Origin of the sequence: Lachnoanaerobaculum orale (assembly GCF_003862485.1) — a bacterium.
Taxonomy (GTDB): Bacteria; Bacillota; Clostridia; order Lachnospirales; family Lachnospiraceae; genus Lachnoanaerobaculum; species Lachnoanaerobaculum orale.
Window position 1 is genome coordinate 1,331,391 of record NZ_RRCM01000001.1, and the last position, 20,374, is coordinate 1,351,764.

The following is a 20,374-nucleotide window of genomic DNA, read 5'->3' on the forward strand; positions in this document are numbered from 1 at the left end:
TCTGCGATTTTATCTCTTTATACATTTTGTTTGCCCTCTTGCATAGGCAAACTGCCCAATAATATTAAAATTGCTCTTAGCCCTAGAGCACACAACTTCTATAGATCTAGCCCTTATCCATATAAAGTTGTATATTTTCTACTATCTTGCATCGTAGAAAATCATAAAATTAACCGATTAACCCTACACCTCCTTATATCAAAATTTGATTTTAAAAATCCCTACTATTTTACTCTATTTTTTAGGTTTTTGGAACTATCAAATGATACATAGAAAATTATTTTCTTAAACTTTTATTAAAATTACCACTATCATATCCTTATGTCGTTTTTATGCATTAAAAAAGTCGTATGAATTTTCAATCCGATTCACACGACTTTTTATCTTTATAGTTCAGGCAGGAAAATAATATTTATACTGCCTGTTTTTTCATTCTCTACTATCTGAGTATCTATATGGAAAAGCTCTTTTATATTCTCACTTGTAAGCATCTCTCTCGGAGTTCCGATCTTGAATACTTCCCTCTTTTTCATCAGTATGATTCTGTCACAGTAGGTAGCCGCAATATTAAGATCATGAACACAGCAAAGCATGGTAAGCTTTTGTCTTTTTAATATATTCATTATCTGATACTGATACCCTATATCCAAGTGATTGGTAGGTTCATCAAGTATTATAAGCGGTGCTTTTTGACTTAACGCTCTTGCAAGTAATGTTCTTTGCTTTTCACCTCCGGAAAGTGAAAGGAAGTGCCTCTTTTCATATCCTTCAAGACCTACTTCCTTAAGATATTCAAGTACAATCTCTCTGTCCTCATCGCTGTCTCCTGAAAACATCTTCTGATGTGCAAATCGTCCAAGCATTGCCATATCATATACCGTCATATCAAAATCCACAAGATTTTCCTGTTGCATTACGGACATTTTCTTTGCAGTCTTTTTGTTGGACATTTTAAAAATCTCTTCGCCGTCTATATATGCAGCACCGCTGTCCGGAGTGTAAACCTTATAAATATTTTTTAGAAGTGTAGACTTACCGCAACCGTTCGGCCCGACTACTCCTACAAACTCGCCCTCTTTAACACTTATATCAATACCGTCTATTATAAGCTTTCCGTCAATAGAATATGTAATACCCTTTGTTTCAAGTTTCATCAGCCTTTTCCTCCCATTCTCGATTTTCTGATCAAATACAGAAAGAAAGGTGCACCGAAGAATGCCGATACAACTCCTATCGGTAACTCCTCAGGAGAAATAATCACTCTTGAAATCACATCCGCCAGTACTAAAAATGTGCCTCCCACCAATGTGGCGGCAGGTATAAGTCTGGTATGCTTACTTCCCACTACACTCCTTGTTATATGTGGAATTGTAAGTCCGACAAAACCTATTACTCCGCTTATAGACACTATCGCACCTGTAAGCAATGTTGTCACCAAAATCATAATGAGCTTTAATCTGCCTGTATTTACACCAAGTGTAAGTGCAACATCATCTCCCAAAAGCATAGCATCAAGCATCTTTCTGATTGCATATATCACGATAAAGCATACAACAAATACAATGGCAACATAGACCAGTCTTTCCCATGTTGAACCGCTTAGTGAACCCATCATCCAATACTGAGCGGTCTTTACCTTATCGGATCCCGTTCTTTGCAGATAAATCATTATATTTGTCAAAGCTCCGAACATCGCCGCAACAGCTATACCTGCAAGAATAAGTTGTGTCGCTGTAACCTTATTTCTGATTTTAGCTATTTGAAGTGCAATCACTATAGATATAACGGCACCGATAAACGCACCCAATACAGTACCGTACTGTCCGTAAAAAAACATTGATCCGTACATAATCATAAATACGGCACCTGATGATGCACCCTGTGAAATACCGAGGACATACGGATCCGCCAAGGTATTCTTTGTGAGTGCCTGCATCACAATACCGCAAAGTGTCAGTCCGGCTCCTACAATAAATGCGGTCAAAACTCTCGGAGTGCGGATATCCCAAATGATAGACTCGATACTGTCATCCCATGTAGGTACTACTACTCTCCTACCGCTGATTTTATTTGCCAAAAATCCTATTACATCGCCAAACTTGATATCCACGCTGCCAAGTACGATTGAGACTGCAATGGATACAATCAGTGCGGCAATCATTATAAATATAAAAAACAGATATGCACCGTTTGACTCAAGCGGTAAAAAATGCTTTTTAAATTTTTTCATACTGTCTCCTAAAACAAGACTGCCACCAAAGTGACAGCCTCCAATCTAAAACTTATTTGAATTTATCAGGATAGAACTGCTGTGCCATAAGTTTTATGGCATTTGCTGAACCCGCAGATCCCTGCATATCTGAACAACAAGCGCTGTAGATCCTTCCTTCCTTTACAGCACGAAGGTTTTTTGTAAACTCATTTGTCTCAAGGAACTGCTTCTTTGCCTCGGTATCGTGATCATAGTCAAGTATAAGAATTACATCAGGATCTCTTGCAACAACCTCTTCCCATGAAGGTGTAGCCCAGCCCTTGTCTATATCATTAAATATTGAAAGACCGCCTGCAAGCTTTATCATATCTCCCGGTATGCCTTGACAAGCTGTAAAAGGTGCATCCTCACCCGAGTCATATACAAATACTGAAACAGGCTTTTTATAAACATCATCACCAAGTGTCTTCTTTACATCTTCTATAGTGTCTTTCATAGCCTGTACTTTCTGATTTGCAAGGTCAGTAACACCGAAGATATGTCCTAAAGTATCATAGTCCTTATATACATCTTCCATAGTTGCCTTATCTGAACATGAATATGGGAAATACGGAATAATATTATTCTTAAGACACCAGTCTACAGAGAAGTTGCTGTCTGAGAAAAGTGAATCCCAGCCTATCATAAAATCAGGCTTTAATGCAAGAATCTGTTCCTTTGACGCCTTACTTAAATTCTGACCGTCAGGAACTATCTTATTCAACTTATCTCTTGCAGGAAAATCATTTACAGTATCAAGGCAAGCTCCTCTGGTATATCCTGCTATATGATCCTCAAGTCCGAGATCCAAAAAGAAATCCACCATCTGGTCACCGTCTGCCACCACTCTCTTCGGTGCGGATGTAAATGTCTCTTCCATATTTTGTCCGGCACCCGATCTCTCAAGATTTAATGTGATTGTATAAGGCTCATAAGCCTTATCGCCTGACTGTGCCTCATTGCTGACCTTCTCCACATCCTTTTTCACAGAGTACTGATCGCCTTTAGAACCGACTACTCTCTTTTGAGAACTGCAAGCAGACATACTCACTGCTGTAATACAAAGTCCTGTCAAAATTGCCAACTTTTTCATAAATACCTCTTTTTAGTAATGTTATTGTGTCTTATGAATATCAATTCATAACATTTAGATATTCTAACACTTCCAATAAAAAAGTCAATATTCAAAATTAAATTTTAAGCAATATACCTATACCCCTATACTATATAAAAGTCGTGAAAATTCTATTTCAACTCCAAATTCCTTGCATTATACCAATGAAATCCGTTATCTTTACAATATTTTTCAATCTCTTGTAAAGTCACTATATCAGCTTTGTACTCCGTTAAAAACACCTTAAGTCCATCCATTTTTGCTTTATTCAAATATTGTATAAAATATTCACGGTCTTTAGCTGATTTTTTACCGTATTTTTTGTTTTCAAAGTCAATACTTGTAAATACACATTCCTGATTGACTCCGTCAAACATTTCCTTTGATTTTTTCTCATCTATACATTTGCTTACAAATATATCTCCGCCGTTTATTATAGTATTAAGATTATACTTTCGAAGCGCCTTTAGTATAAAACAAAGTCCGCCAAATATCTTTTCATTCTCAAACTGATAATACACATCACAGTTATCTATAAAAAAACCGTCAAAGCCTTTATCTGCGATACTTTTCCCAAGATCATTTACTATAAGATTTTGCCAGTTCTTATCAGATACGTCCATCCATGACTCATCTTCCCAGTTCTCATATGTACCAAGTGTTTTATCTTTAAACTCCTCATAGTATGGACGATAGTTTTCCAAAGATCCTATATTAAGATAGGCATATATCTTTTTATTTTTCTCATGTAGTTTCTTTATATCATCCTTATCATATTCTGTAGATTCAAGTACAAGGACTTGGTAATTATTAAGCTTTATTCCATCTTCTTTGCTGATGCCTATAAATACACCGTAATATTTATTCGACATAAAATCAGCTTTAGCAAAAGTAAAAAGAACAATACCGCAGACAATAGCCAAGACGATAAGCACGAATTTCTTCATATGAAAACTCCTTTCTATAGTTGTACATCCTATTTATATCAATTATAAATGTTTTAATCAAGTATATAATCTTACATAAGGTAAAATATACTTGACATAATGTAATTATAGAGTTATATTGATGATGTAAAACATATATGACATTTTGTCTGAAGGGAGTTTTTATGGAATATATTATGATTGGTTTATTTATTGTAGGTGTATTTGAAGTTTTGGCTTTTAATTCAAAAAAGTCGAAAGAAGAATATGATGAAAGGCAGTTGGCTGTTAGAGGACGCGGTTATGCTTATGCATACTTTACCGTAATGATACTTTCACCTTTACATATATTCACAAAAGATACCCTATCATTACCTGTTTCAAATGATCTTATAAGTGTCATAATACTTTTTATATCAGGTATTGTGCTGAATACTTATATTGTTTTTAATGACGCTTACGGCAGTTATAAAAGAAATAATTATAAAAAGTACTTTATCACCTATATAATTATATTTTTATTAAATGCCTACTACTTAATAAGGTCTGTATCAGATCACACATTGTTTAAAGACGGAGTATTACAGTTTAGAGAAGGTATAAATCTTATCGTAGCTGTTGCCTTTATTATTTTAACTTTAAATTTGGTAATAAAATTGATGATAGACAGATGTAAAAAAGATGAGGAATAAGGGGAAACTATGAAAAACCTTAAATTAAAATCCGCCAGAGCTGCCAAAGACCTCTCCCAACAGCAGCTTGCGGATCTGGTAGGAGTCAGCCGTCAAACAATAAATGCTATAGAAAAGGGAGACTACAATCCCACAATTCGCCTATGTCTATCCATCTGTCGCGCACTTGATAAGACTTTGGATGAATTGTTCTGGGAAGAAGAATAAGAGGGTGCTTGCCCTCTTATTTTATCTCCATCCTGCAAACAAATCCTGTATTCTCACCGTTAGTAAATCTCACCTTCCATCTATGAAATGCTGCTACCTTCTTAACTATCTTTAGTCCAAGTCCATGTTTTCCGACGCTTTTGGTCTCAGCATATGCATTTTGATTAAGTCTTTGTAAAATTTCCTCCGGTACTCCGCTTCCGCTGTCTTCTATCTCCAAAAATATTTTCTTATTTTCTTTATATAGATTTATATAGATGCTGCATCCTTCAGGATTGTGACGAAAAGCATTATTTAAAAGATTTATTACGGCTCTTTCAAACAATTCTTCATTTAATGAAACTTCATATTTTTGCAACTCGTCATCTATGTTCAGTTCAAAATCATACTTGGACTGTGCATCAATATCAAGTGAATTTATCATATTACTTACAATCTTTCTGATAAGTGTACTTAAACAAACCTTGCTTTTTTCAAATCTTTTTGTACCGAAGTCGAGCTTACTTGTAATATTTAAATTCTCTACCAATGCTCTGATGCGAAGTCCCTGACTTTCAATAATCTCGGACTTTCTTTTTATTTCATCCATACTGCTTTCTTTCGGAATCATTTGTGCATTACCTAAAATAACGGCAAGCGGTGTCCTGATATCATGAGAAACTCCGGCAATCCACTCTACCCTTTCTTCCTCTATTCTTCTTCGCCTTGCTTTATACATCCTTATCGAAACAAAGATAAACAAAATTATGTTAAAAATAAATAATACAGGAGTTATTTCCAGGAATGTCAAAACATTATTCGCATCATATTCCAAAGTATATTTCCATATATCCGCATTCAGCTTTCCGACTATAAGTAATCTGTCTTCACTGACTATATAAGTACGTACAGGATAGTCATCCAGATAATACCTTGTAAACTTGGCCACATCCTGTAAAGTATACTTTGATTTTTTCAAAGATTCAGGCATATTTTCAGACCATGTAATATTTCCGGTACTGTCCAGTAAAAATGCAAATTCGTTATTCTTTTGTAACTGTGTGCTTTCTTCATCACTTAAAACATATTCACCGGTATTGTATGATAAGCTGTCCATTATTTCGCTTGCATCTGTATAGTTTATATCTGAGCTTTTATACATCACAGCCATACAGATTATGAAATCCACAAACAATATGGCTACGGCAAAAACAAGTACCCATAGTATAAATTGCAATCTTCTCTCCAGGCTTTTTCTCATATCTTCTCCATCTTATATCCCAAACCTCTAACCGTCTTTAGAAAAATCGGTTTTGAAGGATCTTTTTCAATCTTTTCTCTCAAATGACGCATATGTACAATTAAAGAATTTTCAAGTCCGAAGCTTCCGTCCGGCCAAAGCTCTTCACAAAGCATATCTGTAGTTACTATCCTACCTCTATTTCTATAAAGAATTGAGAATAATGTAAGTTCTTTGGCTGTCAAGGTTATGACATCTCCATTCTTTTTTACAATACCTCCCTCTATAGAAACTCTGCTTTCACCTAAAACAATATCTGATGTATTTTCATCAAGTGAATAACATCTTCTAAGTACCGCACCGATACGCAGTAACAATTCTTTTGGAAGGAAGGGTTTTGTTATATAGTCATCCGCTCCCAGTCCAAGACCATGGAGTCTGTCTTCATCCTCATCTCTTGCCGACAGGAAGATTACAGGAAGTTTAGGAAATATGCCGACCCTTTTTAATTCCTCATAAAAATCAAATCCGTTGCCGTCCCCAAGCATTACATCAAGTAAAATAAGATGAATCTGAGTGCTGTCTATTTTTTCTCTTCCTTCTTTTAGATTATCGGCATATTCTATATCAGTATATCCGTCATTTTTTAAAATGTCTCCTAAAACCTTTGATAATTCCGCTTCATCATCAATTATCAGTATTTTACAGTCTTTCTTTTCCATATATACTCCTAAATTGTTTTGTTTTCTTATTATATCGTATTTAAGTAAAGTCGCTATATAAAAATAGTTTTCTTAATGTAATCATAATGTGGAGATAATCGAATCAAATTGTTCTTAGAATAAAACAAGAGTTATACTTGTTGTCCGGACAGACTTATACTATAATGTTTCACTATAAATTTGCTCAAATTTTTAGGAGGAAAATCAATGAAAGTCTTATTTGTAAACGGCAGCAGTCACAAAAACGGTACTACAATGCAGGCTGTAAAAGAAATGCAAAAAGTATTCGAAGCTCAAAATATAGAAACAGAGGTAATTCAGCTTGGAAATAAGCCTATACAAGACTGTATTCAATGCGGATACTGTTATACACATGCCAAATGCGTATTTAATGACGATGTAAACGAGTTTATAGAAAAGGCAAAGGAAGCCGACGGTTTTATCTTTACAACACCAGTATACTACGCTCACCCGTCAGGAAGAATACTTTCATTCCTTGATCGCGTCTTCTATGCGGCAGGAAGTATTGAAGAAAATCCTTTTAAGTTTAAACCGGGAGCATCTGTTGCTGTAGCAAGAAGAGGCGGAACAACAGCATCTTTTGACGTGCTCAATAAATACTTCGGTATTTCCGAGATGCCGATAGCCGGCTCAACCTATTGGAATATCTCACATGGGGCAGTAGCCGAAGATGCCGCTAAAGACCTAGAGGGAATGCAGACAATGAGAAATCTTGCAAAAAATATGATTTGGATGATGAGAAGTTTTGCACTCGCAAAAGAACATGGTATCCCTTATCCTGATACTAAAAAAGACGCACATACAAACTTCATAAGATAAAACTAAGCGATATGGGATATTCCATATCGTTTTTTAGTTTCAAGTTTAAACTCTTAATGTAATCATAATGTAGAGATAATCTTCATTTAATCTTCATTCATTATCATACTCACATATCAAGCAAAAGGAGAAAAACAATGACTGAAACAATACTTGAAACAAAAAATTTAACTAAAAAGAATCGTGTACATGACTTATCCATGAGTGTACCTAAATCCTGTGTATACGGATTTCTAGGACCTAACGGAGCGGGAAAAAGTACAACATTAAAAATGATTTTAGGACTTATAAAGAAAGACTCGGGAGAGATAAAACTCTTCGGTGAAAAAGTTTCAAACAAGAATCTGTTAAACCTGCTTCATCAAGCAGGCAGCCTTATAGAAAATCCCGGTGGATACCCTCATTTAACCGGACTTGAAAATATGCAGATCATAGCAAAGTTAAAGGGTGTTAAAGAAACTGAAATAGAAAAAGCTCTAAAAACGGTAAGACTGTATGAACAAAGAGATAAAAAACTTGCCGCCTATTCTCTCGGTATGAAGCAAAGGCTCGGTATCGCTATGGCACTTCTCGGAGATCCGAAATTACTTATACTGGATGAGCCTACCAACGGTCTTGATCCTGCCGGAATAATGGAGATAAGAAAACTAATAACTTCCCTGCCGAAAGAAAGAGATATAACTGTAATTATCTCAAGCCACCTGCTCAATGAGATAGAACAAATGGCTGACTATGTAGGTATTATAAATCATGGTCAAATGCTCTACCAGGGAAAGCTCTCAAGTCTTGAATCATCAGGTAAGAGTTTGGAGCAGATTTTCCTTAAGCTTACAGGGGAAAAGGAGTCACTATGAAACAAATCAGTTTAAATAAGTCAATATCCATTGAATTTACAAAAAATAAATTCCTGATTTCCGCATCATTATTATTTATTGTAACAGGACTAAACTATTTCTACATCTCATATGGAGATTTACCTAAAGGACAGGAATGGCAAATGATCTTCAGTTCGATTCCGTTTTTGAATACAATGTTGATTTCCATTATGATGTCGGTACTGGCAAGCAGATGTATTGATATAGAAAATAAGGGAAACATGTGGAATACTCTTCCAACACTGGAAAGCAGGAAAAAACTCTTTTCTTCCAAACTTTTATTCGGCTTAATACATATAGCTTTATTTTGTTTTATACAGACAATAATGATTTTGTATTTAGGTATTAAATTTATGATTGGTGGAGGATTCCCAATCTTTGCATTACTTCAGACTGAATTTGCAGAGATTATTTTCGGAATGATTATATTTCAGCTTCAATGTCTGCTGTCATTAAAGTTCAGGAATCAATTTGCAGCACTTTCAATCGCATTCGGAGGTACACTTGCAGGTGTATTCATTGCTTTTGTAAGTAAAGCGGCACTAACTCCATGGTCCGTACTTTTTTCTTTAAGTACCGTTACTATGGATTATGACTCTGCTACAAGAAATATGCTGCTTTCATGGAATGCAATAGATATAAAAGCGATATTTATAAGCTTTTTATATTTCTTTGTTACATATAAGCTTAGTCTATCCGTATTTAATGATCCTGAAACAGGTAATTTTAAGATTGCTCATGTACATAGGAAAAGCAAAAATGCTCATACCATATTGCCGGCCGAACTTGTCAAGATGAAGCGAAACCCTGTATGGATTCCCTTTGCATTGATTCCGTTAATTTCTGCCTGTATCGGTATTATAAATTTCCTTTCAAATCAAGGAGTCTTATCATTTGATTGGGCGGATCTTTGGACACAGGAGTCATTGTTCTTAGGTATGTTCTTCCTGTCACCTTTAATTGCAATACTTGCAAGCCTTGATTTTCGCATGGAACATCTTGGAACCAACTGGAATATAATGCTTACATCAAGTTCACGCTTCAAAGTATTAAAAGACAAGTGGCTTACCGTAGCTGTCATTTCAACTGTTTGTATGTTATGGATTGCATTTATCTATGTTGTTTCAGGAAAGCTTATCGGGATTACCGGAAGCATACCGAAAGAATTCTATTTAAGAATCCTTGCAAGTATCCTTTGTATAATTGCCGTTTCAAGCTTTCAGTGTATGCTTTCACTGATCATACCGTCATTTGCAATACCTGTAGGACTTTCCTTCCTTGGAAATATTTTAGGACTTCTCCTCACAGTAAAGGGATTTTTCTATGCAACACCGTTTTCAATGCTTATATACTCTATGGGCAGCACAAATATAACCGGTGAAATAAATCTACCTGTTGTAATAATAACTTGTATACTTTATATTTTCATTTCTTTTGCTATAGGATTGCTTTATCTGAACAGAGCCGATATAAAAACGGGGAGGTAGAGGAAGATTTAACAAAAATACAGTCTTGATACTTATTGAGATTGAGGCTGTATTTGATGTTTTTTATTAATTGCCTCCTCTCTTTCTTTATTAAAATCAACTTCGTCTTTATTTTCTCTTCTTATTGCCTCTAATCTTTCAAATGCTTCCATTTTTCTTCTGTTATTACTTTTCTCTCTTAAGTCCAGATACATCAAATCCGCATCTATATATTCGCCGTTTATTTTTGAAAAAGCAGGCATCCGGCCGATTTTTACAAATCCGAACTTTTTATATAGGCTGATAGCACGGATATTATCACTCCTTGTATCAAGGTTTATGATTTCTATTCCATTATCCTTAGCAAAGGAAATACATTTTTCTAAAAGTGCACTACCAATTCCGCTTCCCCATTCCGATTTGGCAACACTTATAGCAAAGTTTGCTCTGTGACTCATTCTTCGCTTCATACCGCTTATATTTGCACATCCGACTATATCATCATTTTTCCATGCAAAATACATCACAGATTTCGGATCCGAATTGATTCTTTTGATAAACTCTTTCTCTACCTCAGGTGTATCTCCTATACCTTCTTTTCCGAAGCTTAGATTATCGGTTTGTGCACCTACAAGCTTTGTGTATTCAATCAGCTTAGCTGCATCTTCAGTTCTTGCTTCTCTTATTATAATATCCACTATCATCTCCTAAATTTTACATAGTAAGTTTTGAAAGTTTTCCTTCCATTTCTTTATAGATTCCTCCATAACCCTACAATATTCCAAATAACCTATATTCTCACTATTTTGAATATATATAGGCATTTTATATATTTTAGGATGTTCATTTTCATATGAATGTATCTCTTTATAACTCCATGTCGTTGACTTATTATCCGGGTAAATTATACCGCATATATTTCCGCCTGATATAAGCAGGTAGGATAACAGTTGATGAATGTCGTCATCTTTATCCCAACCCCAAAACTTATACTTGGCATCAAAGACATTTTTTCTTTTATATTCATCTCCCATTTCAATAAAATCGGGATACCAATATTCTCTATTTGACCATTCCAATGCTCCTGCAGATCCGTCAGTCAACAAATGTCTGTACTTGTATTCTTTCAATAGCTTTTCTGCAACAAATTCCTCCCAAAGCCACGATATGTCAATTAACAGACTAAATGACAGTTCTTTAGAATTGTCAAATATATTTTGTCCTGATTCGCTCAATATCATAATTGCAAGTTTTCTCGCTTCTTCATAGTCTCGGTACATTGGATGAGCGATTTCTCTTCTGCAACTTATAGTATCTGCATAGTTGATATTCATTCTATATGATGGAGTGGCATTTTCTATCACACTCACTATCTCATTCAACATCAGTTCATTATTTAAACACGCTTCCCACACTTCAAAATGATTACAGATAATATAATCCAGCACCTGACGCATTAAGCATAATATTTCATTGTCATAGGTATACTCTCTTATTTTATAAGCTGTTTTACCCATAAAAGGTGTATTAAGCCTTATATGCCTGTCAATATCTATAGAGCCCTTAAAATTGTAGTCATTGTACTTACTACTATTGTATTCTTTATACAGTCCGCTGCCATACGCTTCCACGATTTTACTCAGAAAAAGGATTATCAAAATAATGATATAATTACTTTCTTTCTCACTGTTGACATCAATATTAAAAATATTCACACCGTAAACACTACTCAACAGGTAAAGAAGGAAATATTGCTTTTCACCGATATCAAATCGGGAAGTAATTTCTATTCTCATACTGTTTTCATTTTGTGTTGACATAGATATGACTCCAACCCAGTTATAAGTATATATCTTACTGTTTCTTATCTCTATAACCGTATCGTTTTCAAAGCTCTCTCTTTTCGGTACAATGACAGAATTATGCTCTTTCATAAGCTTGTTTACAGAACTTACAGATTCTATATAACTTTTGCACACTTCATGTATATGACCATCTTTTCTTCCATCTTTACTCTCAGAAATAAAAGTATAGTATTTATTTGGTTGTTGATTATCTGTAAGAGTAATTGCTCTTTTATCTCCCATAGACTACTCCTGATCATCCTGAATACTGATAAAGCCTTTTCTTATATATTCAACCTCACTTTCTTTGCCTCTGCCCTTGACATACTCATTTAAAATTTGTGATATATGATTGTCCCAAACTTTTTCTATTGCTTTTTCATAATCTTTACTCTCATCATAGTACAGCTTAATTTTGGCAAAGTACGAAGGACCAAGATGATAATGCCTGCTAAGCTTTAATTTGTCCACAATAGCATCATTAATATAGTCTATTTTAGTTTTATAATTTTCATAATTTTGCTCAAGTAGGGTTTCTACTCCCATAGACTTTAATACATCATCCATCACTTCATCAGGTTTTACCTCATACCATGCAAAACGTCTTCTCAACGCAAAATCAAACACCTCGACGCTTCTGTCTATATCATTCATAGTACCGATAATGTAGACATTTGAAGGTATAAAGAATTTATCGTTATCCTTATTTATAAAAAATGTTTCATCCGTTGCCAATGCGGAATATTGTGTTGAAATCGCCCCTTTTATTCCCCTGTAATCCGGATCAAGGCAGTACATAATCTCCCCCAGCACCTTTGAAATTTCCGCACGATTTATTTCATCAATAATAAAGATGAAACTTGGAAGTTTACTTAGGTCAAACTCTGTAATATCCTTACTCTTAAATATTTTTTCCAGTTCTTCCCCAAGTTCATATTCTTTTATTTTCGCTTTCCAAAAATCCTTAATTGAATCATCTTCTCCGACCAGAAACTCATCTATAACTTCAGAAAACTTATCTATATTATCAACCTGAACTCCTGCTGCAAGTATTCTTTCTATTACACCTGCTCTGCGGCAAAAAGACTTGAAAGAACCATTTTTAAGTGAATACTTCAGCTCATTACCTGACAAGTCGGGTCTGATACCGTCTATAAAGTCCGTATAGTCATATGACGGATGAAACTGTACCATATCCATTCTGACTTTCTTGATTTCTTCTTTTTTATTTTCAGTTTCGCATAAGGTATCAAACAGTATATCCGCTATAATATTTCTTGCCGAGTATGTCTTTCCGGTTCCCGGTGCACCGTTCATAATAAGTTGCTTATTTGACAATAGTAAACCATACTGAGGAGTATTTTCTATTGTCATCTGTTTAATCAGACAGTTGATGATATCATTTATTCCTTGTTTGACTCTTTTAGGTATTGTACCATTTGCAGAGTAATCTTTTTTTTCTTCACCTGCTTTTTGTGTTTCAAAACACCAGTTTTTTCCATACAATAAACCTTGTCCATTACCATTTTTCAAGCTTTCAATTCCGTTTTTACAAATGTCTTTAAGGCTGCTATTATCTATTTCTGATAAACGATCATTGAATTCATCACTTAGATTCTCGTCTTTGCTCGGCTGTACAAATTTTCTTGTATATCCTGACCATTCATCACCACTTATTCCGACTATAGCCAAGAAATTTTTCTGAACGTCATTATTATCTACAACATTATTATTATCATCCAGAGTTCCCACTCCACCCAGAGCCATTGCCATAAAAAAGCAAAATGCATTCTTTCGCTCTTCATCTTTTGATACTTCTTCAAAAGTCTTTTCAATTGTTTTCTTAAAGCAAATATCCTCATCACTTAAAAGTTTCTTTATATCCGCAAATGTTGAATCAAGTGTAAGTATACTCATAAATTTTTCTCCTTTTGTATAATATAGGCTATACCCTATATTTTTACAATATCTAATCCTTTACTCTTCCATCTCACTTTTATCATTATATCACTAATATTGTATATTATTCATGACATAATTCTAAGATACGCCTTAGAACTATTGCTTTTCACTCATTTCCGGTGAGAATGGGTATGAAAAAAGGACGTCAAACTGTTAAAGTAAAACGCCCACATCAAAAAATTCACTTTTCTTAAAGCTGTGACAGAATTTCTCCAATATCCCCGTCAATACAAACACTTCTATCATTTATCTTCTCAGGGCAGAAGGCTTCTCCATAGTTTAAACAGGCATATACCGACTTTTTATTGTCATATGTCATCTGCCAGAAAGGATATTTTATAATTACAGGTGTATTTGCTCCTACTCCAAGTTCCAAAAAGAGTATATGCAGGTTTTCATGTCTTCTTATAAAATCAGCATAATTTCTTGAAGCATTATGCCAGCCTTCATCCTCTACGAAAGTATTATCAGCTCGAAGATTTGTAGTCACATCATCACCGCTTGGAGTCTTCGGTATAAGTTCAGTAGGTATTTCCATAAGAATCTCTCGATCATTAGGTACTATAAATACACCGTTATCATCTTTAATAAATCCCTGTGCTTTTAAGGCTTTTTCTACCCACTCCTTATTATCAAAGGTATCTTTACAATCCGGATTTGTACTTTGAAAAACTCCGTAATCTCCCTGAGTGTAGAAAAGTCTTTTCTTATCAAATCCTGCTCTTTGAAACTGATGGTCTACATTTGTGGTAATTACAAAATAGTCCTTATCCTTAACCAATTCAAGTAAGTCCTTATATACAGGTTTTGGCGCATCAACATATCTGTTAAAATAAATATGCCTTGCCCACCATGCCCAAAATATCTCTTTCTTTGGAAAAGGATAAAAACCTCCTGAGTATATATCTTTTATACCGAAAGCTTTTGCAAAATCAAAGAAATACTTATCAAATCTTTCACCGGTGTATGATAATCCGGCAGATGTGGAGAGGCCTGCACCGGCTCCAATCAAAATTGCATCACAACTTCTAATTTCATTCTTTAATCTTTGTAACTGCTCTTCTCTGTCGCCGGTTCCATACTTAACTCTGCCCTTAAAATACTGCATTGCAGCTATTCCTTTATTGATAGACTCTCTGTAACCGTCAGATATTTTAAAAACTTCAATATCCATAGTTCTGATCCTTTCTGTGAATTTTCTAAAATAATTAATCCAATAATGTTTTCCAATTATCTGATTTATAAGCCTCAAAACACATTTTGATTTGTTCTACAGTATTTTTCTCTGTTGCCAGTTCAGGTAATTCTGATATTGAAAAATAACGATATTCCGTCGTTTCATTATTTTCTTCAAATTTACCACCAATTACAGAACATTGGACAAAAATTTTACATATTCCATATGCATAGACGGGTAGATTATGTTTTGATCTGTCCTGAATCGCTATTACTTTTTCCGTGATAACATCCAATCCTGATTCTTCTTTAACCTCTTTTACTACATTTTCACCTACTGATACATTCACATCCACCCATCCTCCGGGTAAAGACCATTTGCCGTCATTTTCATGTACAAGAAGAATTTTTTCATCTTTAAAAATGGCGGCTCTGGTGTCAAGTTTTGGTGTCTGATAACCACTTTCATTGCAGAAAAGATCTTTAACTTTCATATTTGGAATATCCGTCATAAATGAAACCATTTCTGCAGAAATATCTCTGATTCTCTGATATCTTTCTTTATCATATATATCTTTACAATAATTAAGACCTATCTGTGCCAGACTCTGTAATTCTATTGCCCACTGTAACCAACATTCTTTTTTATCCATAGTTCCCTCTCGTAATATTTCTTATCTTCATCCTTAAATACATTAAATATTATTCTATCAATTTTGCCTTGATTTTCTTTTAACCATTCTCTTACAGTTGCTACTGCAATTTCAGCTGCTCTTTTATTCGGAAAATGAAATACTCCGGTAGATATACAGCAAAATGCCACGCTTCTCAATCTGTTTTCAACGCAAAGATCTAAAGTGTTTTTATAACAGTTTTTAAGATCTTCTTCATTCCTTTTGCTAAGTCCCCCTTGTACAATAGGGCCGACTATATGAACAATCTTTTTTGCGGGAAGATTGTAAGCATCTGTGAGCATAGGAATTGCTGTAGGTTGTTCATAATCTCTGCCATAACGAATCCTTAGCCGGTTCATTTTTTTGTTACATTCATTTCTTAGCTCCACACCGGCAAATGTATGTATACAATTATCAATACAGCTATGCATAGGAATAAAGCAACCGAGCATCTGTGAGTTTGCAGCATTAACTATTGCATCCACCTTCAGCCTTGTAATATCTCCCTGCCATATAGAGATATCATCTTCCACTTTATCTATATCCGAAAGATATACTATACCGTTTTCATTTATAGCTTCTCTAAGATATTCATCCTGTATTTTTAATACCTCAGTATTCATTTCCCTCGGCATTCTGATATTCATAAGAGAACGTAATATTCTTTTCTTCCCCTCTGTATCTACAGGTACTTTTAAGTTCTTATAATCTACGGAATCTTCTTTAAAAGCTTCTATGAGATAATCAAGTCTTTCATTTTGATTCATACTTGCCTCCTTCAAAAACAGAACATATAATAGTTGTAATATAAATAATTACATCAAACTTGTCAATACTTTATATAAAAAAAGATGCCTGTTTAAGCATCTTTCAGTCTTTAATCTCTTTTATACCCTTTTCAATATCCAAAAGAGTATAGCTTTTCATCTTGTTTTCCATCGCTTCCTGTATTTCACCAAGCTTACCGTCCAATATTCCATGTATATTTTTTCCTACAGGACAAGCAGGATTCGGCTCCTCATGGAAATGAAACAGTCCCTCTTCTTTAACTGCTTCAACCGCTTTATAAATATCATAAAATGTTATCTCAGACGGATCTTTTAAAATCTCTATACCTCCGGTTCCTCTGACTACATTTATAAGTCCGGCTTTCTTTAACTGAGAAAGAATATTTCTGATAATTACCGGATTTGATCTTATACTGCCTGACAGAAAGTCACTGGTTATCTTCTCTTTATCTTTAAAATATTCTACACATGCAAAAATATGTAATGCTATTGTAAATCTGCTTGATATCTGCATTTGTATACTCCTTTTTTAATAAAATAATATAGCCTATTTAATGTAATGTCAACATTTACATTAAATATAAATCTACACACCCGTCTCATGCATCCTCTTATGCTCCACACTGTTTATATAATCATCATGACTGTGAGAATGTTTTTCTTCTGAAACCAAATGAGAGTGAGTATGCTCATGCTTAATTACATGCTTATGTGTTGAGCCGTTATGTGTATGAACAATCGTATGTATATGGTAATGAATATGATTTTTTAACATCGTATCATATACAACAATCACGCTTCCGATTATCATAAATATAAGTCCGATAAAATAAACTTCTGTCAATCTGTCACCGTCTACAACAAATGATAAGAATGTACCTATAAAAGGAGCTATTGCATAGTATGCACTTGTTTTGGCGGCACCCAAATCTCTCTGTGCCCTGATATATAAAAATATACTGAGACCATATGCCACAAACCCAAGCAACATTGAAATCAAAATATATTTTATATCAGGTATCCTCTCCCCAAGTATTATTGCAATTATAAATGAACCTGTACCTGAAAATATCCCTTTTAATATCACTATCTCATAAGTACTCTTATTTGAAATCATTCTTGTACAGTTGTTTTCAAGCCCCCAACAACATGTTGCAAGTATTACAAACAATGAGCCCAAAGAGAATTTAAAACTTCCGCTTCCTTCAAATGATAGAACTATGCTTGATAATGTAATAAATCCTATGGCAATCCACAGCCTTGATGTTACAACCTCTTTGAATATCAAAAGAGCGATAAGTGTGGTCGCTACGATTTCAAAATTTCCAAGTAATGATGCATTTGAGGCCGAACCTATATTTATTCCGATCATTAAAAATATAGGTGCCAAAATATCAAGAACAATCATCCCTAGAGTATATGGCAAGTCTGTCTTTGACAGCTTTTCAATATTCTTCTCTCTTTTTGAATTAAGCAGATACATTATACCTACACCGATTCCGGCTCCCATATACAAAAATGAAGCCATAAATGTCGGTGTGACATTTTTTAAGAGTACTTTAGAAAAAGGAGTATTTATCGCATAGAATGTTGCCGCAAGTAATGCCATTATTACAGCCATACTTTTTTTGCTCTTATTCATATATCTACTCCTCCAAAAAATTCATATTCGGCCAAAGCTTTCTTACCGCTTCATTCGGATACTCATTGTCTATAAACTGCTCTATTACATTCCTTGCTTCAGGATGTTTTTTTCTGTCTGTAGTCCTTATCATCACCATTGAAGTGACCGTTCCGTTGCAGATAAAAAACAGTGCTATAACAACTGCAAGGACTGAACCTGTGACAGGTGGAATTTTCTCTATAAACTTTGAAAAAGGAGGGTATATAAATTTAAACCATACCAAAGCCACTATGCCCCAAAAGAACATAAACAAAAGATTTGTTCTGCCGTCAATATTAAAAGGCATATGTGAATAGTCCCAAAACTTCATACCGAAGAATACTTCAGTAAATACGGAGCACAAGTATTCAAATACTCCTCCAAAAAAGAAGCCTGATATAAATATAGACAGATTATTCTGCCTTTTTACTTTTGAAAGTGCTAAGGTAAGTATTACCGCACCAAGTCCCCACACAAGGCTGAAAGGTCCGAGTACAAAGCTTGAGCGTCTCATAAGTTCATGGCCTACAATAAGTACATATATGGTTTCTACGATATCTCCGATAAGTGAGGATATAAACAGCACCCAAATAAGCTTAGCGGCATTTATTCCTCTTGCAAATATAATGCCCTGTTCTTCAAGTAATTTATCAGCATCTGAAATACCTTTATTGCTGTCTTCAAAATCATCTGATAAAAGACTTGGGTAAATCTTATAAATTCTCTTCCAGATGTTTTTTGAAATCCATTCTCCAAAAGTATTTTTTCTCTTGGCTATATTGCTGTCCATACTTTGCATAGGGTATTTTCTGACAAAAATATATGTAAATACAATATCCGAAATTAAAAGCAGTAAAAGAACAAGGGCAATTATATTTACTATTATTCTTGGAATCAGCGATACCAAAGAAAATATAATAGGCTGTAAAGTTTTTAAACAGGTAAAACATACGGCTATTATAATAATCGCATTTATTAAACTAATCTTCAGGCTCTTACCATATCCCAACCTTTCAGGGCTTATTTCCTTTTTTAAAAGAAGCCTTTGTGAGAAAAACAATCCCAGCTTATCCAGTATAAAATAATCTATAAAAGCCATCATAAGCATTCCGTAATAGCTGACATTTTTCCCTGATGATACTATTATCATCAAAGTCATAATCAAGGCAGGACATATAAGAATCGGAATATTTAAAACACCTGTATTTATATACTTTTGTTCTTTTAAACTGTATATAACCGTATTCAGTACCCAAGCCAAAAGCCCGTATATAAAGAAATATATAATTAAGTCCGCACCGCCAAATAACTTCATAAGACTCCTATTCTAAACCATACTTTGATAAATCCACTTTATTATCTTTAACTTCTATTCCCTCAGCCTCTAAAAGCTTTCTCTGTTCGCCCATTCCTCCAAAGGCAAACTCAGGTGCAAGCTCACCTTTTGAATTGACTACACGAAAGCAAGGGATATTGTCAGGATCGGGATTTTTATGAAGAGCATTTCCTACCGCTCTTGACATCTTTTTATTCCCCGCCATCTCTGCCACCTTGCCATAAGTTGCCACACGGCCTTTCGGTATTTTCTTTACCGCCTCATATATTCTTTTTGTAGGTGAATCCGTTACCAAATCATAGCTTTCAGCAATCATCCTCTTTATATCATCTTCCTTTATACTGCCGTCAAGTATTATTGTATTCCAATGCTCCTTATTCTGATGATACCCGGGAATGACTGAAGCATATGTACTTCTCCAAAAGTCTCTCCAAGCAGGGTCAACTTTTACATTTAAATTTACAAAACCGTCTCTTTCATAAATACAAAGAAAGGCCTTCTTGCTTCCTTTTATTCTAAGAAGTTTCCAATCAGCCTTTCTAAACGGAGTATCAATATATGTATTTTTAAACGAAAGTCCGAAGCTTACAGCCTCCTCTATAGTCGTCATATATACCCC

General features: G+C 34.6%; 21 protein-coding genes. 5 read left to right on the top strand and 16 right to left on the bottom strand.

Annotated elements, in window-relative coordinates:
- Positions 1 to 386: 386 nt before the first annotated feature.
- From EHW90_RS06380 to EHW90_RS06395, 4 genes are all read right to left on the bottom strand, one after another.
- On the bottom strand, positions 387 to 1,154 hold the full coding sequence (locus tag EHW90_RS06380) for an ABC transporter ATP-binding protein (RefSeq protein WP_167456749.1): 768 nt from the start codon (positions 1,152 to 1,154) through the stop codon (positions 387 to 389).
- Positions 1,154 to 2,230, bottom strand: coding sequence for a FecCD family ABC transporter permease (locus EHW90_RS06385; protein WP_124952048.1), 1,077 nt, complete (start codon positions 2,228 to 2,230; stop codon positions 1,154 to 1,156). Before EHW90_RS06385 ends, EHW90_RS06380 begins: the two co-directional genes overlap by 1 nt.
- Before the next feature lie 52 nt (positions 2,231 to 2,282).
- Positions 2,283 to 3,344: an ABC transporter substrate-binding protein gene (locus EHW90_RS06390; protein WP_124952049.1), complete on the bottom strand. Its 1,062-nt coding sequence runs from the start codon at positions 3,342 to 3,344 to the stop codon at positions 2,283 to 2,285.
- Positions 3,345 to 3,496: 152 nt separating this feature from the next.
- Positions 3,497 to 4,312 (bottom strand): endo alpha-1,4 polygalactosaminidase, encoded by an 816-nt coding sequence (locus EHW90_RS06395; protein ID WP_124952050.1) that lies wholly within the window; start codon positions 4,310 to 4,312, stop codon positions 3,497 to 3,499.
- Positions 4,313 to 4,476: 164 nt separating this feature from the next.
- Between EHW90_RS06395 and EHW90_RS06400 the strand changes: the two genes are divergently transcribed.
- Both EHW90_RS06400 and EHW90_RS06405 read left to right on the top strand, forming a co-directional pair.
- Positions 4,477 to 4,983 (top strand): hypothetical protein, encoded by a 507-nt coding sequence (locus EHW90_RS06400; protein WP_124952051.1) that lies wholly within the window; start codon positions 4,477 to 4,479, stop codon positions 4,981 to 4,983.
- A gap of 9 nt (positions 4,984 to 4,992) precedes the next feature.
- Positions 4,993 to 5,190, top strand: coding sequence for a helix-turn-helix transcriptional regulator (locus EHW90_RS06405; RefSeq protein ID WP_007591857.1), 198 nt, complete (start codon positions 4,993 to 4,995; stop codon positions 5,188 to 5,190).
- 16 nt (positions 5,191 to 5,206) lie between these two features.
- Here EHW90_RS06405 and EHW90_RS06410 read toward each other — a convergent pair whose 3' ends face one another.
- Positions 5,207 to 6,430, bottom strand: a complete 1,224-nt coding sequence (locus EHW90_RS06410; RefSeq protein WP_124952052.1) for a sensor histidine kinase — start codon at positions 6,428 to 6,430, stop codon at positions 5,207 to 5,209.
- The gene (locus EHW90_RS06415; protein ID WP_124952053.1) at positions 6,427 to 7,131 is read right to left on the bottom strand and encodes a response regulator transcription factor; all 705 of its coding nucleotides are present in this window, start codon (positions 7,129 to 7,131) and stop codon (positions 6,427 to 6,429) included. Before EHW90_RS06415 ends, EHW90_RS06410 begins: the two co-directional genes overlap by 4 nt.
- Before the next feature lie 207 nt (positions 7,132 to 7,338).
- Here EHW90_RS06415 and EHW90_RS06420 point away from each other — a divergent pair, with 207 nt between their 5' ends.
- The 3 genes from EHW90_RS06420 to EHW90_RS06430 all read left to right on the top strand — a co-directional run bounded on the left by EHW90_RS06420 (position 7,339) and on the right by EHW90_RS06430 (position 10,333).
- A complete protein-coding gene (locus EHW90_RS06420; protein WP_124952054.1) occupies positions 7,339 to 7,971 on the top strand; it encodes a flavodoxin family protein in 633 nt (210 codons plus the stop codon).
- A 137-nt stretch (positions 7,972 to 8,108) separates the two neighbouring features.
- Positions 8,109 to 8,825 (top strand): ABC transporter ATP-binding protein, encoded by a 717-nt coding sequence (locus EHW90_RS06425; RefSeq protein ID WP_124952055.1) that lies wholly within the window; start codon positions 8,109 to 8,111, stop codon positions 8,823 to 8,825.
- Entirely contained in the window at positions 8,822 to 10,333 is a 1,512-nt protein-coding gene (locus EHW90_RS06430; protein WP_124952056.1) for an ABC transporter permease, read from the top strand. Before EHW90_RS06425 ends, EHW90_RS06430 begins: the two co-directional genes overlap by 4 nt.
- 32 nt (positions 10,334 to 10,365) lie before the next feature.
- Here the strand turns inward: EHW90_RS06430 and EHW90_RS06435 are convergent, their stop codons facing one another.
- The 10 genes from EHW90_RS06435 to EHW90_RS06480 all read right to left on the bottom strand — a co-directional run bounded on the left by EHW90_RS06435 (position 10,366) and on the right by EHW90_RS06480 (position 20,365).
- Positions 10,366 to 11,010: a GNAT family N-acetyltransferase gene (locus EHW90_RS06435; RefSeq protein ID WP_330507747.1), complete on the bottom strand. Its 645-nt coding sequence runs from the start codon at positions 11,008 to 11,010 to the stop codon at positions 10,366 to 10,368.
- A 9-nt stretch (positions 11,011 to 11,019) separates the two neighbouring features.
- Positions 11,020 to 12,399, bottom strand: coding sequence for a 5-methylcytosine restriction system specificity protein McrC (locus EHW90_RS06440; RefSeq protein ID WP_124952058.1), 1,380 nt, complete (start codon positions 12,397 to 12,399; stop codon positions 11,020 to 11,022).
- A gap of 3 nt (positions 12,400 to 12,402) precedes the next feature.
- The gene (locus EHW90_RS06445; protein ID WP_124952059.1) at positions 12,403 to 14,073 is read right to left on the bottom strand and encodes an McrB family protein; all 1,671 of its coding nucleotides are present in this window, start codon (positions 14,071 to 14,073) and stop codon (positions 12,403 to 12,405) included.
- A gap of 235 nt (positions 14,074 to 14,308) precedes the next feature.
- Entirely contained in the window at positions 14,309 to 15,292 is a 984-nt protein-coding gene (locus EHW90_RS06450; RefSeq protein ID WP_124952060.1) for an SIR2 family NAD-dependent protein deacylase, read from the bottom strand.
- A gap of 34 nt (positions 15,293 to 15,326) precedes the next feature.
- On the bottom strand, positions 15,327 to 15,947 hold the full coding sequence (locus tag EHW90_RS06455; protein WP_040458024.1) for an NUDIX hydrolase N-terminal domain-containing protein: 621 nt from the start codon (positions 15,945 to 15,947) through the stop codon (positions 15,327 to 15,329).
- Positions 15,911 to 16,735, bottom strand: coding sequence for a protein-ADP-ribose hydrolase (locus EHW90_RS06460; protein ID WP_124952061.1), 825 nt, complete (start codon positions 16,733 to 16,735; stop codon positions 15,911 to 15,913). Before EHW90_RS06460 ends, EHW90_RS06455 begins: the two co-directional genes overlap by 37 nt.
- Positions 16,736 to 16,838: 103 nt before the next feature.
- Complete coding sequence (locus EHW90_RS06465; protein ID WP_124952062.1) at positions 16,839 to 17,270, bottom strand: Rrf2 family transcriptional regulator; 432 nt, start codon at positions 17,268 to 17,270, stop codon at positions 16,839 to 16,841.
- A gap of 72 nt (positions 17,271 to 17,342) precedes the next feature.
- Positions 17,343 to 18,398 (bottom strand): DMT family transporter, encoded by a 1,056-nt coding sequence (locus tag EHW90_RS06470; protein WP_124952063.1) that lies wholly within the window; start codon positions 18,396 to 18,398, stop codon positions 17,343 to 17,345.
- A 4-nt stretch (positions 18,399 to 18,402) separates the two neighbouring features.
- Complete coding sequence (locus EHW90_RS06475; protein WP_124952064.1) at positions 18,403 to 19,734, bottom strand: putative ABC transporter permease; 1,332 nt, start codon at positions 19,732 to 19,734, stop codon at positions 18,403 to 18,405.
- Between the two features lie 7 nt (positions 19,735 to 19,741).
- Positions 19,742 to 20,365 carry a methylated-DNA--[protein]-cysteine S-methyltransferase gene (locus EHW90_RS06480; protein WP_124952065.1) on the bottom strand — a complete coding sequence of 208 codons (624 nt, stop codon included), beginning with the start codon at positions 20,363 to 20,365 and terminating at the stop codon, positions 19,742 to 19,744.
- Between the last annotated feature and the right edge of the window lie 9 nt (positions 20,366 to 20,374).

What these genes read in the sequence shown, in the direction of transcription:
- EHW90_RS06395 (WP_124952050.1), bottom strand. Translation starts at nt 4,312, where the DNA reads ATGAAGAAATTCGTGCTTATCGTCTTGGCTATTGTCTGCGGTATTGTT.
- EHW90_RS06475 (WP_124952064.1), bottom strand. Translation starts at nt 19,734, where the DNA reads ATGAAGTTATTTGGCGGTGCGGACTTAATTATATATTTCTTTATATAC.
- EHW90_RS06400 (WP_124952051.1), top strand. Translation starts at nt 4,477, where the DNA reads ATGGAATATATTATGATTGGTTTATTTATTGTAGGTGTATTTGAAGTT.
- EHW90_RS06445 (WP_124952059.1), bottom strand. Translation starts at nt 14,073, where the DNA reads ATGAGTATACTTACACTTGATTCAACATTTGCGGATATAAAGAAACTT.
- EHW90_RS06465 (WP_124952062.1), bottom strand. Translation starts at nt 17,270, where the DNA reads ATGCAGATATCAAGCAGATTTACAATAGCATTACATATTTTTGCATGT.
- EHW90_RS06470 (WP_124952063.1), bottom strand. Translation starts at nt 18,398, where the DNA reads ATGAATAAGAGCAAAAAAAGTATGGCTGTAATAATGGCATTACTTGCG.
- EHW90_RS06405 (WP_007591857.1), top strand. Translation starts at nt 4,993, where the DNA reads ATGAAAAACCTTAAATTAAAATCCGCCAGAGCTGCCAAAGACCTCTCC.
- EHW90_RS06460 (WP_124952061.1), bottom strand. Translation starts at nt 16,735, where the DNA reads ATGAATCAAAATGAAAGACTTGATTATCTCATAGAAGCTTTTAAAGAA.
- EHW90_RS06430 (WP_124952056.1), top strand. Translation starts at nt 8,822, where the DNA reads ATGAAACAAATCAGTTTAAATAAGTCAATATCCATTGAATTTACAAAA.
- EHW90_RS06410 (WP_124952052.1), bottom strand. Translation starts at nt 6,430, where the DNA reads ATGAGAAAAAGCCTGGAGAGAAGATTGCAATTTATACTATGGGTACTT.
- EHW90_RS06390 (WP_124952049.1), bottom strand. Translation starts at nt 3,344, where the DNA reads ATGAAAAAGTTGGCAATTTTGACAGGACTTTGTATTACAGCAGTGAGT.
- EHW90_RS06420 (WP_124952054.1), top strand. Translation starts at nt 7,339, where the DNA reads ATGAAAGTCTTATTTGTAAACGGCAGCAGTCACAAAAACGGTACTACA.
- EHW90_RS06385 (WP_124952048.1), bottom strand. Translation starts at nt 2,230, where the DNA reads ATGAAAAAATTTAAAAAGCATTTTTTACCGCTTGAGTCAAACGGTGCA.
- EHW90_RS06455 (WP_040458024.1), bottom strand. Translation starts at nt 15,947, where the DNA reads ATGGATAAAAAAGAATGTTGGTTACAGTGGGCAATAGAATTACAGAGT.
- EHW90_RS06440 (WP_124952058.1), bottom strand. Translation starts at nt 12,399, where the DNA reads ATGGGAGATAAAAGAGCAATTACTCTTACAGATAATCAACAACCAAAT.
- EHW90_RS06415 (WP_124952053.1), bottom strand. Translation starts at nt 7,131, where the DNA reads ATGGAAAAGAAAGACTGTAAAATACTGATAATTGATGATGAAGCGGAA.
- EHW90_RS06425 (WP_124952055.1), top strand. Translation starts at nt 8,109, where the DNA reads ATGACTGAAACAATACTTGAAACAAAAAATTTAACTAAAAAGAATCGT.
- EHW90_RS06450 (WP_124952060.1), bottom strand. Translation starts at nt 15,292, where the DNA reads ATGGATATTGAAGTTTTTAAAATATCTGACGGTTACAGAGAGTCTATC.
- EHW90_RS06380 (WP_167456749.1), bottom strand. Translation starts at nt 1,154, where the DNA reads ATGAAACTTGAAACAAAGGGTATTACATATTCTATTGACGGAAAGCTT.
- EHW90_RS06480 (WP_124952065.1), bottom strand. Translation starts at nt 20,365, where the DNA reads ATGACGACTATAGAGGAGGCTGTAAGCTTCGGACTTTCGTTTAAAAAT.